Consider the following 14,799-nt stretch of genomic DNA (forward strand, 5'->3'; position numbering starts at 1 on the left):
GCTCCCTGAAGGGGCTTAGACGAGCGTGCCCTTCGTCGAGGGTACACGGCCCGCCTGCCTAGGATCGATCTCTGTCGCCGTGCGCAACGCACGGGCGACGGCCTTGAAGCATGTCTCGGCAATATGGTGGTTGTTGGCACCATAGTGGTTCAGGATATGCAAGGTGATCCCGGCGTTCTGGGCGAGTGCCTGGAAGAATTCGCGCACCAATTCGGTGTCGAACGTGCCGATCTTCGGCGCGCTGAACGACACGTTCCACACGAGGAAGGGGCGGCCGGAGAGATCGACGGCGGCCTTCGTCATCGTCTCGTCCATGGCAAGGTCGATCGAGGCGTAGCGGGTGATGCCGCGACGGTCGCCGAGCGCCTTGGCGATGGCTTGGCCGATGGCGATGCCCGTGTCTTCCACCGCATGGTGGTCATCGACATGCAGGTCGCCCTTGGTCTCGATCTCCATGTCGATGAGCGAATGTCGTGACAGTTGGTCGAGCATATGGTCGAAGAAGCCGACGCCGGTCGAAATCGTCGATTTTCCGTTGCCGTCGAGATTGACGGAAACGGAAACCGAGGTCTCGTTGGTCTTGCGGGATACGGATCCCGTACGGCTTGCTGCGGTCTCGGCCATATGGCTACTCCACTTGGAAATACGGGCGTTCCTTATCAGGCGTGCAGGGAAATATCCAGAAGCGCGGGTGCAGAAATCGACGCCGATTGCAATCCCGATTTGCCAACTTACATAGGGCTCAACAGGGCCGATGTGCGGCCCGAGGTAAGAGCCCGCCTGACGGGCTAGGGTATATTCGATGACAACCATTATTACAGTTCGAAAGGGCGGCAAGGTCATCATGGCGGGCGACGGACAGGTCAGCCTCGGCCAGACCGTCATGAAGGGCAATGCGCGCAAGGTGCGCCGCATCGGTAAGGGCGACGTTATTGCCGGCTTCGCCGGTGCCACCGCGGATGCCTTCACGCTCTTGGAGCGGCTTGAAAAGAAGCTCGAGCAATATCCCGGCCAGCTGATGCGCGCCGCCGTCGAGCTCGCCAAGGATTGGCGCACCGATAAGTATTTGCGCAATCTCGAAGCGATGATGCTGGTCGCCGACAAGTCGGTGACGCTGGCAATCACGGGCAACGGCGACGTGCTCGAGCCCGAACACGGTGCCATCGCCATCGGCTCCGGCGGTAACTACGCATTCGCCGCCGCCCGCGCGCTGATGGACAGCGACAAGTCGGCAGAAGAAGTGGCTCGCCGGGCGCTCGATATCGCCGCCGATATCTGCGTCTACACCAACCACAATCTCGTGGTCGAAACGCTCGACGCCGAATAACGGCAATCGTTCACAATGGGTCCTGTGGGCCGGGCCGAGAACGGCCGGCCGGAGCAGGAAAGCCAAGAGGATATCATGACCAATTTTTCTCCCCGGGAAATCGTCTCCGAGCTGGACCGCCACATCATCGGCCAGCATGACGCCAAGCGCGCGGTCGCCATTGCGCTGCGCAACCGCTGGCGTCGCCAGCAGCTCGATGAGAGCCTGCGCGACGAAGTGATGCCCAAGAACATCCTGATGATCGGCCCGACCGGCGTCGGCAAGACGGAAATCTCCCGTCGCCTCGCGAAGCTCGCCGGCGCTCCCTTCATCAAGGTGGAAGCCACCAAGTTCACCGAAGTCGGCTATGTCGGCCGCGACGTCGAGCAGATCATCCGCGACCTCGTCGAGGTCGGCATCGGTCTCGCCCGCGAAAAGAAGCGCTCCGAGGTCGAGGCCAAGGCCCATATGAGCGCCGAGGAACGCGTGCTCGATGCGCTCGTCGGATCGACGGCATCGCCCGCCACCCGCGACAGCTTCCGAAAGAAGCTGCGGTCAGGCGAACTTGACGACAAGGAGATCGACATCGAAGTGGCCGACACCAGCACCGGCATGGGCGGCTTCGAGGTCCCCGGCATGCAGGGCGGCATCGGCATGATCAACCTGTCGGAAATGTTCGGCAAGGCCATGGGCGGCCGCACCAAGAAGGTGCGCACCACGGTCAAGGCGTCTTACACCGACCTGATCCGCGACGAATCCGACAAGCTGATCGACAACGAAGTCATTCAGCGCGAAGCGGTTCGTGCCGTCGAAAACGACGGGATCGTCTTCCTCGACGAGATCGACAAGATTGCTGCCCGTGACGGCGGCATGGGGGCGGGTGTGTCGCGCGAAGGCGTGCAGCGCGACCTGCTGCCGCTCGTCGAAGGCACGACTGTCTCGACCAAGTATGGGCCTGTGAAGACCGACCACGTGCTGTTCATCGCGTCCGGCGCCTTCCACGTCTCCAAGCCGTCGGACCTCCTGCCGGAATTGCAGGGCCGCCTGCCGATCCGCGTCGAGCTGCGCCCGCTGACCAAGGAAGACTTCCGCCGCATCCTGACGGAAACCGAGGCTAGCCTCATCCGCCAATACAAGGCGCTGATGGAAACCGAAGGCCTGACGCTCGAATTCACCGACGACGGCATCGATGCGCTCGCCGACGTGGCCGTTCACCTCAACGCCTCTGTCGAAAACATCGGCGCCCGCCGCTTGCAGACGGTGATGGAGCGCGTGCTGGACGAGATCTCGTTCAACGCGCCGGATCGCGGCGGCACCTCGGTGACGATCGATGCTGAATATGTCCGCAAGAACGTCGGCGATCTCGCCCAGAACACCGACCTGTCGCGGTTCATTCTGTGATGCGCCAGCATCGGTCTTGATGCTTACTGACGCGATGCCGAAACTTTGACTGTTTGAACTCTCGACAACGGGCCTTTTACTTTTTAGTGAAGGGCCCGTTTTGTTATATGCGCCAGCATTATTCGGCCAAGATTGTGGTCCAGTCACCGCCAGCCGGATGATCCGGCCGTCTGGAAATGCCGACCAATGCCAGGAATGATGGGAACGCTGATCGTGCGACGCCTGCTGACAAGTCTTGTGATTGCCGCCACGGTACTCACCGCCGCGCCCGCCTTCTCGATGCAGGTCGTGCCGTCGGGAAACCGAAATGCCGAGCAGCCGAATGTGCCCGGCGCATCGGTCCGCCGCACCAAGGGCACCAAGACCTCGTTCGATCGGAAGTATGACAAGGTTCATGACCTGCTTGCGACCGATCACGAGCTGATGGCGAAGATCAAGAAGGTATCGGCGGCTTATGGCATCGATCCGATCCATGTCGTCGGTGCTATCGTTGGCGAGCACACCTATAATGTCGACGCCTACGACCGCCTCCAGTCCTATTATGTCAAGGCGGCTTCCTACGCCGGCGAGAGCTTCCGTTTCGCCTATGACGGTGAGGACGTGGACGATTTCATCAAGCGCCCGCAGTTCGCGGAATGCAACGGAAAGACTGATTCCTATACCCTGTGGAGCTGCCGCGAGGATGTCTGGGAAAGCGATTTCCGGGGCAAGACCGTCGGCGGCAAGAGCTTTCCGAACAACCGCTTCAGCGCTGTGTTCTTTCAGCCTTTCTATGCCGGTCAGACCTTCGGCCTCGGGCAGATCAACCCGCTGACCGCGCTGATGCTGTCCGACCTTGTCAGCAGGGTTTCCGGTTACGACAAGCTGAACGAAAAGGACGCCGGCAGCGTCTACAAGGCGATCATGCAGCCGGATATCTCGCTGGCCTTCGTCGCCGCCGCCGTGCGCCGCTCGATCGACGATTACAAGCAGATCGCCGGCATGGACATCTCCAAAAACCCCGGCCTGACGGCAACGCTTTACAATCTCGGTAACTCGCGCCAGCGCGCTGCGGCTCTCGCCGCCAAGAATCGTGCATCGGGCGAAACCGTCTGGCCTGAAGAGAACTATTACGGCTGGCTCATCAACGACAAGCTGGACGAGCTGGAGCGGCTGCTCTAAATCTAGCCTTGCCGGGGAGGGCGACAATCTTCCGCGAAAGGCTTGCACCACATGGACATGCGTCCAGATCCGTTCGTTCCACCAGCGCCCGTTCCGCGCACCGTGCCCCCGAGCCGGCTTGAGATCATTCGCACCATTCTGCGCAATCCGCTGGAACTGTGGGGCGAGCCATCCTACACGCTGCCGTTCATTAAGACGAAGTTCTTCCGCGAACGCACGATCATCGTCAACGATCCCGGCCTGATCAAGCACGTGCTGGTCGATAACGCCGCCAACTACCGCATGTCGGATATCCGCCAGCTGATCCTGCGCCCCATTCTGCGCGACGGCTTGCTGACGGCGGAAGGTGAAGTCTGGAAACGATCGCGCAAGGCGGTGGCCCCCGTGTTTACCCCTCGCCACGCCAACGGCTTTGCCGGCCAGATGCTCCGCCAGTCTGAAGATTATGTCCGCAAGTACGAGACGTCAGGCAGCACCGGAAAGACCTTCGAGATCGCCGCCGACATGGCCGAGCTCACCTTCGCCATCCTCGCCGACACGCTGTTTTCAGGCGAGATCGTCACCTCGTCCGACAGCTTCGCCGACGACGTCAACGCGCTCCTGCATCGCATGGGCCGCGTCGATCCGATGGACCTGTTGCGCGCCCCCTCCTGGGTCCCGCGCGTCACCCGCATAGGCGGCCAGAAGGTGCTGGAGAAATTCCGCAATATCGTCCGCGAAACCATGGATGCCCGCCTCAACCGCATGGGAGAGGACCGCGACACGGCGCCCGAGGATTTCCTGACGCTGCTTCTCGACCAGGCAAAGTCTGGTGGGCTAACCAATGCCGAGATCGAGGACAACATCCTCACCTTCATCGGCGCCGGCCACGAAACCACGGCTCGCGCTCTGGCCTGGACGCTTTACTGCGTCGCCAACACGCCGCATATCCGAGATGCGATGGAAGAGGAAATCGACCGCGTTCTCGCCACCGGGGCCGAACCGGTCAAGTGGCTCGATCTGATGCCCTATACGCGCGCCGCCTTCGAGGAGGCGCTCCGCCTCTATCCGCCGGCGCCGTCGATCAACCGCGCCGCGATCGCTAACGACCGCTGGACCGACGCCAAGGGCGAGACGGTCGAGATCAAGGCCGGCGTCACCGTGCTGATCATGCCCTGGACGCTGCATCGCCACGAACTCTATTGGGATAAGCCCCGCGCCTACATGCCGGAGCGCTTCCTGCCGGAAAACCGCGCCAAGATCAGCCGCTTCCAGTTTCTTCCCTTCGGCGCCGGGCCGCGCGTCTGCATCGGCGCCACCTTCGCGCTGCAGGAGGCGGTGATCGCGCTCGCCGTAATGATGCATCGCTTCCGCTTTGACATGACGGATGAAACCAATCCCTGGCCGGTGCAGAAGCTGACTACCCAGCCGCAGAACGGCTTGCCGATGCGTGTCACGCCAAGAGCTCTTGTCTGAAAATGCATAAATCTTTCAAACTATTGCCTGATTGACTATGAATGAAAGCCGGTCAAAGTGGCAGCATGCGAAAAACGCGCCGCCCGAGGAGATAGTCTATGAGCCGCATCGATAAACACGGTCTTGCGATTGAAGCCGTCCTTCATGATTTTCTGGTCAAGGAGGCGCTTCCAGGTCTGGGGCTCGACGCGGACAAGTTCTTTGCCGACTTCTCGGCCATCGTCCACGATCTGGCCCCGAAGAACCGTGAACTGCTCGCCAAGCGGGATGTCCTCCAGCTGCGCCTCGACGATTGGTATCGCGAGCATGGCGCGCCTTTCGACATGGATGCCTATCAGGCCTTTCTGCGTGAGATTGGCTATCTCCTGCCGGAGGGATCTGATTTCCAGGTGACGACGACGAATGTCGATCCTGAGATCACCTCTATCGCCGGCCCTCAGCTCGTCGTTCCCGTCATGAACGCCCGCTACGCTTTGAACGCCGCCAACGCCCGCTGGGGCTCGCTCTACGACGCGCTCTACGGCACCGACGCCATCCCGGAAGCTGATGGTGCTGAGAAGGACAAGGGATACAACCCGAAACGCGGCGAAAAGGTCATCGCCTGGGTCCGCGATTTCCTCGATAGCGCCGTCCCTCTTGTCGATTGGAGCTGGAAGGACGTCGCCGGTCTCATCGTCAAAGACGGTGCGCTCGCCATTTCCTCTACCGACGGCGAACATGTTGCCCTGAAAGACCCGTCCCATTTTGCCGGCTACAGGGGCGAGGGGGCCGCTCCCACCAACATCCTCCTGAAGAACAACGGCGTCCATATCGACATCGTCATCGATGCTTCCACGGAGATCGGCAAGAGCGATGCCGCCCACATCTCCGATGTCTGGCTCGAATCCGCCATCACCACGATCATGGACTGCGAGGATTCCATCGCCGCCGTCGATGCCGAGGACAAGACCGAGGTTTATCGCAACTGGCTCGGCCTGATGAAGGGTGATCTCCAGGAAGAGGTCACGAAGGGCGGCAAAAGCTTCATCCGCGCGCTCAATCCCGATCTCGATTATACCGGTCCTGACGGCGCCAGCTTCGAGGTCCATCGCCGCTCGCTGATGCTGATCCGCAACGTCGGCCACCTCATGACGAATCCGGCTATCCTTGATCGCGATGGCAACGAGGTGCCTGAAGGCATCATGGACGCCATGATCACTGCCGCCATCGCGCTTTACGATATCGGCCCGAACGGCCGTCGCAAGAATTCGCGCGCGGGTTCCATGTATGTCGTCAAGCCGAAGATGCATGGCCCGGAAGAAGTCGCCTTCGCCGTCGAGATCTTCTCGCGCGTCGAGGATGCGCTCGGTATGGCCAGAAACACCATGAAAATGGGCATTATGGACGAGGAGCGCCGCACCACGGTCAACCTCAAGGAATGCATCCGCGCCGCCCGCGAGCGCGTCGTCTTCATCAATACCGGCTTCCTCGACCGCACCGGTGACGAGATGCACACCTCGATGGAAGCTGGCCCGATGATCCGCAAGGGCGACATGAAGCAGGCTGCCTGGATCGCCGCATATGAGAACTGGAACGTCGATATCGGCCTCGAATGCGGCCTTTCCGGCCATGCGCAGATCGGCAAGGGCATGTGGGCCATGCCGGATCTTATGGCGGCCATGCTGGAGCAGAAGATCGCTCATCCGAAGGCGGGCGCCAACACGGCCTGGGTCCCGTCGCCCACCGCCGCGACTTTGCACGCTACGCACTATCACAAGGTCAACGTAGCCAATGTCCAGCGCGGTCTGAAAGACCGCCCGCGCGCCAAATTGAGCGACATTCTCTCTGTCCCGGTCGCCGTGCGCCCCAACTGGACGCCTGAGGAAATCCAGCGTGAGCTTGACAACAATGCGCAAGGCATTCTCGGCTACGTCGTCCGCTGGGTCGATCAGGGCGTCGGTTGCTCTAAGGTCCCCGACATCAACAATGTCGGCCTGATGGAGGATCGTGCCACGCTCCGTATCTCCGCGCAACACATGGCAAATTGGCTGCATCACCACGTCGTCACCAAGGAGCAGATCGAAGAAACCATGCAACGGATGGCCGCCGTTGTAGATCAGCAGAATGCGTCTGATCCGCTGTATATGCCAATGGCCGCCGATTTCGAGGGCTCGGTTGCTTTCCAGGCTGCTCTCGATCTGGTCGTGAAGGGCCGTTCGCAGCCCAACGGCTATACCGAACCAGTCCTGCATCGCCGCCGTCTTGAACTCAAGGCGAAGCAGAACGCCTGATTGCGGTTCCGCAATGAAAAGGCCGCCGCAATGATGATTGCGGCGGCCTTTTTTATACCGAATTTGAGGTCCAGCTTACTGGATAACGATGACCTTGGACGTCGTGCGGCCCGGACGGACGCGGCTGTAGAGGTCGATGACGTCCTGGTTGATCAGGCGGATGCAGCCGGAAGAAGCGGCCGTACCGATGGATGCCCATTCAGGCGTGCCGTGCAGGCGGAACAGCGTGTCCTTGCCTTCTTCGTTGAAGAGGTACATGGCGCGCGCGCCGAGCGGGTTTGAAAGGCCTGGGCCCATGCCGTCTTCTACGTACCTGGCGATCTCGGGGCGGCGAACGGCCATTTCCTTTGGGGGATGCCAGTTCGGCCATTCCTGCTTCCAGGCGACGTAGGCGGTGCCGGCCCATGCGAAGCCTTGCTTGCCGACGCCGATGCCGTAGCGCATCGCTTTGCCGCCGGGCATGATGTAGTAAAGGAAGCGCTCGCGGGTGTTGACGATGATGGTGCCCGGACGCTCGGTCGTTTCATAGGAGACAACCTGACGGTGGAACTGTGGCTTGACCTTCTGGATCGGGATCGCCGGCAGCGAATAACCGGCATCCGTCGTGACTCCGTAGGCATTGTCGAAGATCTGCGCGGTCTGGACGGTCGGCCCCGGTGCAGCGGTCTTGTTTTCGACGGAAGCGCTTTCGGAAGTCGTGGAGCAACCGGCCAGAGCGAGCGTCGCCATCAGGCCGAATACAGGAAGTGCATTGCGGATGCGCATGGATGTCTCTTAAGAAAGGGGCAAAGGAGAAGCGGTCTTTTGAACCATGTTTGATTATGGTTTATTTTCGATTAACTTTGCCTTTGCAAGCTGTTGCAGTGCGGCAGAGTGAATACGCAACCGCAAACTAGAACCGCATGGTTTTTTTGCAACAACGCGCGCGCCGGGTACCAGCTTATCCATGACGATTTTGAGTGTTTATAATAACAATCCGTTAATTGATGGCCGACAATCGGACAGGGCCATGATGGTGCGTCGCGGGACGCAGATCCTGCTGCATGAGATGCGCCACGCGGTGCTGCCCGAACTTCCGCTGGCGAGCGGGCGACGGGCCGATCTCATCACAATCTCCGAGAAGGGCGAGATCTGGATCATCGAGATAAAGACCTCGATCGAGGATTTCAGGGTCGACCGCAAATGGCCGGAATACCGCCTGCATTGCGACCGCCTGTTCTTCGCGACGCACAAGGACGTGCCGCTCGATATATTCCCGGAGGAGTGCGGTCTCTTTCTGTCGGACGGCTATGGCGCCCATATGCTGCGCGACGCGCCCGAACATCGCCTGGCGCCCGCCACCCGCAAATCGGTGACGCTCAATTTCTCCCGTGCCGCCGCCCAGCGCCTGATGATGGCGGAATGGGCAAACGGCAAGCCTTTCGACGTCGACGACGTCTGAGCTTACTTGGGCGCGCGCTTGGCGAGGATGCGCTGCAGCGTCCGCCGGTGCATGTTGAGCCGCCGTGCCGTCTCCGACACATTGCGTTCGCACATTTCGTAGACCCGCTGGATATGTTCCCAACGCACCCGGTCCGCCGACATCGGGTTCTCGGGGAGTTCCGCCTTCTCGCCCGCTCGTTGCGTCAGCGCCGCATAAACGTCGTCGGCATCAGCAGGCTTTGCAAGATAATCGACCGCACCAAGCTTCACCGCGGTCACCGCGGTGGCGATATTGCCGTAACCCGTCAACACAATGATCCGCGTGTCGTCGCGACGCTGGCGGATAGCCTCGATTACGTCGAGCCCGGTGCCGTCTCCAAGCCGCAGATCGACCACGGCATATTTGGGCGGATGCGTTTTCGATTTCGCCACCCCATCGGCGACTGACTCGGCGGTTTCCACCTGGAATCCGCGCGTTTCCATGGCGCGCGCCAGGCGGCGCAGGAATGGACCATCGTCGTCCACGATGAGGAGGCTCGCATCCGGGCCGATATGATCCGCGTTTACAGCTTTAGCGTTTTCGTCATTCTCATTCATCAGCGTCAATCCCGGCGGCCATCCGCCTGATAGTAGGTCTTAATCTTCCTTATGCCGATCACATCACTTTGTCGAATGCGCATCGATCAGCATGCGTGGCCACTCGACGCGGATGCGGGCGCCCGCCGTCACTGGAGCGCGATTCTCGAACACCAGCGATGCCCCTGATCGTTCCAGCAGGGTCTTGGCGATGAATAGCCCGAGGCCTAGCCCTCCAGCCCGGTCCTCGCGCTGCCGTCTCGTGACATAAGGTTCGCCGATGCGAGTCAATATATCCGGGGAATAGCCTTCGCCGTCGTCCTCGATGGTGATGCGGACCATGCCGGCATCGTGCTCCACCGTCACGATCACCTTCTCGCGGGCATAGTCTACGGCGTTCTCGATCAGGTTGCCGAGCCCGTACATGATCCCGGCATTGCGGTCCGTAACCGGCTCGCTCTTGCGCGGGCTCTTCTCGACGACATCGATCTTGATGCCGAACTCGCGATGCGGTGCGATGATCTCCTCCATCATCGACGAGAGCGGCAATCGCCGCAGATGCGCTTCCCCCTCCGCGGAAAGCGTTGCCAGCCGGCGAAGGATGTCGCGGCAACGCTCGCTCTGGCTTCGCAGCAGCATCACGTCCTCGCGAAAGCGATCGTCGTCCTTCAGTTCCCGTTCCATCTCCTTGGCGACGACGCTGATGGTCGCGAGTGGCGTCCCGAGCTCGTGTGCCGCCGCGGCCGCCAGTCCATCAAGCTGCGAAAGATGCTTCTCCCGCTGCAGCACGAGCTCCGTTGCCGCCAGCGCGTCCGCCAGCTGGCTGGCTTCCATCGAGACCCGATAGGCATAGAAGGCGGCGAACGCCATCGTCGACGCGATCGAGCACCACACGCCGAACTGCATGACATTATGAACGTTCACCTCCAGCCCTTCGAACCAGGGAAGCGGGAAGGGTGAGAAGGCCAGGATGGTGATGCACACCATCGCGATGAGGATCAGCGCCGAACTGTAGCGAATCGGCTGCGACGCGAACGAAATGATCACGGGCACGCAGACCAGCGCAGCAAATGGGTTGGCGAGGCCGCCGGTGATGAAGAGCAGCGCGCAAAGCTGCAGCAGATCGAAGCCCAGTAGCCCGAACGCCGTTTCCGGATCGATCCGATGCGTCGAAGGGTATCGGATCATCAGGTAGAAGTTGACCACCGCCAGCGCCGCGATCAGCGTTACGCTCGCTATCAGCGGCAGGGGAAACTTCAGCCAGAAAGCGACCACGAAAACGGTCAGCGTCTGTCCCCAGACCGCAAGCCATCTAAGCCAGACAAGCGTCTGCAGGCGCAGCCTCCGGCTGTGGTGGCGACCTTCCGCCGGCGTCGCTTCGATCTGGTCGGCGACCGGTTGTCCCGTATTTTGGCTTGGTTCACGTACCACGTGGTTTCACCCTTGTCGTTGGCATCGCATACTCTGGCCGCTCCGGCCAGGGATGTCGTGGATAGCGTCCCCGCATGTCGGCTCGTACGTCCTTCCACGATCCGGCCCAGAAACCGGGCAGGTCACGTGTTGTCTGGATCGGCCTGTGCGCCGGCGAGGTCATCTCGAGCAGAAGCGGCAACCGTCCCCCACCGATCGCGGGGTGCTGCTTCAGCCCAAACAACTCCTGCACCCTGATCGTCAGTGTCGGTTCTTCCCCGTCATACTGGATCGGGTGGCGCTGTCCCGTCGGGGCCTCGAAATGCGTCGGCGCCAGTCGTGCGAGATCGCGCTGCAGTTCATGCGGCACCAGCGACATCAGCCCGTTCGAAAGCCCGCCCGTAGATATCTCCGAAAAGGCGCGCGCCTGTGTCTGGAACGGGACAAACCATTCGTCCAGCCGTTCCAGCAGAGCCTCGTCACTCACGTCGGGCCAGGCTTCGCCAATGCTGCGATGGAGAAAGCCGATCCGGTCGCGCAGCTGTGCCGCTTCCTTGGCAAACGGCAGTTCGCCGAGGCCGAGCTCCCTGATGCCGTCGGCAAGTGCTCGGCCTACCGCATCTCCGGTCGGGCGTGGCAGCGGAGTCTCGTCGAAGATGATAGCGCCGAGCCGGGTTGCCCGCCGCGCCCGCACCTGCCTGCTTGCTCGGTCAAAAAAGGTCTGGTCATCGGTGCGGATGGCTCCAGGCAGCTCGGATTCGACATCATTTCGCGATATCTCAGCCGCCGCAAGAACCCGCCCCTGCGCCGCTCTTCCCGTCAGGTCGGCAATGACAAGCATGGAGCTGCCAGCCAGTCTTTCCGTTTCCAAGATCTCCGCTCCACGGCCATTGGCCATGACGAAGCGGCCGCGGCCGCCACGTTGCAGCGCGATGCGATCGGGAAAGGCGTGCAGCAGCAATTGACCAACGAGGCTGGCCCCACCCGCAGTCGCCGTATCGAGCCCCTTTGCCAGCCGTGCCGCCAGATGCCGTGCCCCCTGCGCGCGGTCGCCCTTCTCCGCTTTGAAGCGCCGAAACCGCTCTTCGAGATCGATGCTCGGGCCACCCAGCCCCTGTTCCGTCAAGAGCACAGCAAGCAGCGCCGCATCGCGCGCTTGGCCCGCTTCACCTGCCGAAACCACCATCGCTGCCAGCCGCGGCGGCAGCGCCAGCGCGCGCATCGTCTTGCCACGCGCGGTCAGCAAACCGTCCTTGTCCAGCGCGCCAAGCTGCTGCAGCAGGAAACGCGCTTCGGACAGCGTGCTTTCCGGCGGCTGATCCACAAAGGCTAGTGATCGCGTGTCCTGCACGCCCCAATGGGCGAGATCGAGCACCAGCCCGGAAAGATCGCTCGACAATATCTGCGGCGGCGTAAAGGCCGGCAGCGCGGCTGTCTGCCCCTGGTGCCACAATCGAATGGCGATGCCCGGCTCGGTTCGCCCGGCGCGGCCCGCCCGCTGTTCGGCAGAAGCGCGAGAGACGCGAACAGTCTCCAGCCTCGTAATTCCCGTCGAAGCCTCGAACACCGGCAGGCGCTGCAGGCCGCTGTCGATGACGACGCGCACACCGTCAATGGTGATCGAGGTCTCGGCGATCGATGTCGCCAGCACGATTTTTCGGGTGCCTGATGGGGCTGGGCGAATGGCGGCGTCCTGCTCCTTCTGGCTGAGATTGCCGTAGAGCGGCGCGATCAGCGTGTCACCGCCGAACCGTCCCTCAAGTCGCTCCGCCACCCGCGAAATCTCCGCCTGGCCGGGCAGGAAGGCGAGGATCGATCCGCTCTCGCCGGCATGCGCGTCGACGATCGCCCGCGTCATGGCATCCTCGATGCGTTCGCCGCCCGGCCGGTCCTGATAACGAATATCGATCGGGAAGCTCCGGCCCATGCTTTCGATCACGGGTGGGTTGTCGAGCAGCGTTGTGACGCGCTCGACGTCGAGCGTCGCCGACATCACCAGGATGCGCAGGTCGTCCCGCAGTGCGGATTGCACGTCGAGCGCCAGCGCCAGCCCGAAGTCGGCATCCAGCGAGCGTTCGTGAAACTCGTCGAAAATGACAGTCGAAACGCCCGATAGTTCGGGATCGTCGAGGATCATTCGCGCGAAGACGCCTTCGGTCACCACCTCGATTCGCGTGCGCGCCGAAATCCTGTTGTCGAGACGCATGCGGTAACCCACGGTCTCGCCGACGGCTTCGTTAAGAAGTGCGGCCATTCGGCCGGCTGCCGCGCGCGCTGCCAGCCGCCGAGGCTCAAGAAGGATGATCTTGCCGCCGTCGAGCCATGCCTCGCCTAGCAGATGCAACGGCACGAGGGTGGTCTTGCCCGCGCCGGGTGGTGCCGAAAGCACGGCGCGCTTCGACGTGGCAAGCGCTTCGGCAATGTCACCCAGGACATGCGATACGGGGAGCTGGGGCATGGCAGGCACGGTGGTCACGTCAGCTTTACCGTCTCATAGGCGAGAATGGCGCCGGCCAAATCCTCGAGTGCCGCCCCGACCGATTTGAAGAGGGTGATCTCGTCTCCGTTGATGCGGCCCTTATGCTCGCCGGTCACCAGTTCCGCCAGTTCCGCCCGGATATCGCCTTCTTCGAGTACGCCGCTCTTCAGCGGCTGAACGATATCGCCGGCCTCCGTCATCGCACCGGCGCGGGTGTCGACGAAGACGCTCGCGCGCCGGATCGCCGCATCGTCGCTCTCGCGCATGCTCGGCTTGAAGGCGCCGACCAGGTCGAGATGGGCACCGGGCTTCAACCAGTCTCCCGAGATCAACGGGTCGTTCGAGAGTGTCGCGCAGGACACGATGTCGGCCGTGCGCGCAGCCGCTTGGAGATCGGTCACGGCTACGGCGTTTAGCCCAAGCACGCGGGCTTCCGCCGCGATCTTTTCCGCGTTAGCAATACTGCGCCCCCATATGCGGAAACGTTCGAGCGGGCGCATTCGCGCATGCGCCTGAAGAAGATTGATCGAAAGCCGCCCTGTGCCACAGACCAGCAACTCAGCGGCCTGTGGATGTGCAAGGTGGCGCGCCGCAAGCGCCGAAGTCGCCGCGGTGCGCCGCGCCGTCAGCTCTCCGCCCTCTATCGCCGCCAGCATCTCGCCGGTCTTTGCCGAAGACAAAAGATAAGTACCGAAGATAGCCGGCAGCGAGTGCTGCGCATTGTCGGGAAAGACAGAAAGGATCTTAACGCCCGCATAGCGCCCTGGAACCCAGGCCGGCATAAGCAGAAGCGTCGCGTCGCGCTCACCCGGCACCGTCATCTCATGATGATGCCGTACGGGCGTCACGCACTCGGCCGAAAACATCGCCGCCAGCGCCTCGATGAGCGCATCCCATGGCAGTGCGGCACGCGTCTGTTTCTCGTCAAGCACAAGCATTCTGTCTTTCCCCTATGAGCGTCGTTTCATGGCCAAACTATCGATTGCCTTGGGCGGCGCGCAAGCGGCCTATCATCTCTTTGCCGAATTTGGTGGCGCGAGCAGGCGGAAGTGGACGGCTTTCTCGCACCGTCGGCAGATCCTGCATCCCGCACGCAGCAGAGAGGATCGCTTTTCGGCGCCAAAACCGCCCCATCGAAAATCCTCTTTCCAAAACAGGGTGTTACAAAAATGTCAAAAAACTTTTGGGTGGTGTGTTGACTTGGAAAGGGTGGGGGCCTTATAAGCCGCTTCACGAAACGAGGGCGGCGGCGCTGCTGGCGACGGTGTCCTTCGGTTTTGTGTTTCCGGATTGGCTTTTGTGCTGATGAGGGTTTGAGG

12 protein-coding genes are annotated in these 14,799 nt (G+C 61.7%); 6 read left to right on the forward strand and 6 right to left on the reverse strand.

Annotated elements, in window-relative coordinates; all coding sequences use genetic code 11:
* Window positions 1-15 precede the first annotated feature (15 nt).
* Complete coding sequence (hisB, locus tag QTL95_RS01415; RefSeq protein WP_289718169.1) at window positions 16-624, reverse strand: imidazoleglycerol-phosphate dehydratase HisB; 609 nt, start codon at window positions 622-624, stop codon at window positions 16-18.
* 178 nt (window positions 625-802) lie between these two features.
* Between hisB and hslV the strand changes: the two genes are divergently transcribed.
* From hslV to QTL95_RS01440, 5 genes are all read left to right on the forward strand, one after another.
* Window positions 803-1,327 (forward strand): ATP-dependent protease subunit HslV, encoded by a 525-nt coding sequence (gene hslV, locus QTL95_RS01420; RefSeq protein ID WP_018901162.1) that lies wholly within the window; start codon window positions 803-805, stop codon window positions 1,325-1,327.
* A gap of 75 nt (window positions 1,328-1,402) precedes the next feature.
* Window positions 1,403-2,707: an ATP-dependent protease ATPase subunit HslU gene (gene hslU, locus QTL95_RS01425; RefSeq protein WP_289718170.1), complete on the forward strand. Its 1,305-nt coding sequence runs from the start codon at window positions 1,403-1,405 to the stop codon at window positions 2,705-2,707.
* A 213-nt stretch (window positions 2,708-2,920) separates the two neighbouring features.
* Window positions 2,921-3,868, forward strand: coding sequence for a DUF1402 family protein (locus QTL95_RS01430; protein ID WP_289718190.1), 948 nt, complete (start codon window positions 2,921-2,923; stop codon window positions 3,866-3,868).
* A gap of 51 nt (window positions 3,869-3,919) precedes the next feature.
* Window positions 3,920-5,323 carry a cytochrome P450 gene (locus tag QTL95_RS01435; RefSeq protein ID WP_289718171.1) on the forward strand — a complete coding sequence of 468 codons (1,404 nt, stop codon included), beginning with the start codon at window positions 3,920-3,922 and terminating at the stop codon, window positions 5,321-5,323.
* Between the two features lie 98 nt (window positions 5,324-5,421).
* Window positions 5,422-7,593 carry a malate synthase G gene (locus tag QTL95_RS01440; RefSeq protein ID WP_289718172.1) on the forward strand — a complete coding sequence of 724 codons (2,172 nt, stop codon included), beginning with the start codon at window positions 5,422-5,424 and terminating at the stop codon, window positions 7,591-7,593.
* Window positions 7,594-7,668: 75 nt separating this feature from the next.
* Here QTL95_RS01440 and QTL95_RS01445 read toward each other — a convergent pair whose 3' ends face one another.
* A complete protein-coding gene (locus QTL95_RS01445) occupies window positions 7,669-8,358 on the reverse strand; it encodes a L,D-transpeptidase (RefSeq protein WP_289718173.1) in 690 nt (229 codons plus the stop codon).
* Between the two features lie 181 nt (window positions 8,359-8,539).
* Here QTL95_RS01445 and QTL95_RS01450 point away from each other — a divergent pair, with 181 nt between their 5' ends.
* Window positions 8,540-9,034: an MmcB family DNA repair protein gene (locus tag QTL95_RS01450; RefSeq protein ID WP_289718174.1), complete on the forward strand. Its 495-nt coding sequence runs from the start codon at window positions 8,540-8,542 to the stop codon at window positions 9,032-9,034.
* Window positions 9,035-9,036: 2 nt separating this feature from the next.
* Here QTL95_RS01450 and QTL95_RS01455 read toward each other — a convergent pair whose 3' ends face one another.
* The 4 genes from QTL95_RS01455 to QTL95_RS01470 form a co-directional block, all read right to left on the reverse strand.
* Window positions 9,037-9,612, reverse strand: coding sequence for an ActR/PrrA/RegA family redox response regulator transcription factor (locus tag QTL95_RS01455; protein WP_289718191.1), 576 nt, complete (start codon window positions 9,610-9,612; stop codon window positions 9,037-9,039).
* A gap of 63 nt (window positions 9,613-9,675) precedes the next feature.
* Window positions 9,676-10,974 carry an ActS/PrrB/RegB family redox-sensitive histidine kinase gene (locus tag QTL95_RS01460; RefSeq protein WP_289718192.1) on the reverse strand — a complete coding sequence of 433 codons (1,299 nt, stop codon included), beginning with the start codon at window positions 10,972-10,974 and terminating at the stop codon, window positions 9,676-9,678.
* A 37-nt stretch (window positions 10,975-11,011) separates the two neighbouring features.
* The gene (gene hrpB, locus QTL95_RS01465; protein ID WP_442981240.1) at window positions 11,012-13,459 is read right to left on the reverse strand and encodes an ATP-dependent helicase HrpB; all 2,448 of its coding nucleotides are present in this window, start codon (window positions 13,457-13,459) and stop codon (window positions 11,012-11,014) included.
* Between the two features lie 14 nt (window positions 13,460-13,473).
* Entirely contained in the window at window positions 13,474-14,418 is a 945-nt protein-coding gene (locus QTL95_RS01470; protein WP_289718176.1) for an ornithine cyclodeaminase family protein, read from the reverse strand.
* Between the last annotated feature and the right edge of the window lie 381 nt (window positions 14,419-14,799).

Origin of the sequence: Rhizobium sp. S152, from assembly GCF_030380735.1 — a bacterium.
GTDB lineage: Bacteria > Pseudomonadota > Alphaproteobacteria > Rhizobiales > Rhizobiaceae > Rhizobium.

Excerpts from the sequence above, each read along its gene's own strand:
- hisB (WP_289718169.1), bottom strand. The coding sequence starts at position 624 with ATGGCCGAGACCGCAGCAAGCCGTACGGGATCCGTATCCCGCAAGACC.
- hslV (WP_018901162.1), top strand. The coding sequence starts at position 803 with ATGACAACCATTATTACAGTTCGAAAGGGCGGCAAGGTCATCATGGCG.
- hslU (WP_289718170.1), top strand. The coding sequence starts at position 1,403 with ATGACCAATTTTTCTCCCCGGGAAATCGTCTCCGAGCTGGACCGCCAC.
- QTL95_RS01435 (WP_289718171.1), top strand. The coding sequence starts at position 3,920 with ATGGACATGCGTCCAGATCCGTTCGTTCCACCAGCGCCCGTTCCGCGC.
- QTL95_RS01440 (WP_289718172.1), top strand. The coding sequence starts at position 5,422 with ATGAGCCGCATCGATAAACACGGTCTTGCGATTGAAGCCGTCCTTCAT.
- QTL95_RS01445 (WP_289718173.1), bottom strand. The coding sequence starts at position 8,358 with ATGCGCATCCGCAATGCACTTCCTGTATTCGGCCTGATGGCGACGCTC.
- QTL95_RS01450 (WP_289718174.1), top strand. The coding sequence starts at position 8,540 with ATGACGATTTTGAGTGTTTATAATAACAATCCGTTAATTGATGGCCGA.
- QTL95_RS01455 (WP_289718191.1), bottom strand. The coding sequence starts at position 9,612 with ATGAATGAGAATGACGAAAACGCTAAAGCTGTAAACGCGGATCATATC.
- hrpB (WP_442981240.1), bottom strand. The coding sequence starts at position 13,459 with ATGCCCCAGCTCCCCGTATCGCATGTCCTGGGTGACATTGCCGAAGCG.
- QTL95_RS01470 (WP_289718176.1), bottom strand. The coding sequence starts at position 14,418 with ATGCTTGTGCTTGACGAGAAACAGACGCGTGCCGCACTGCCATGGGAT.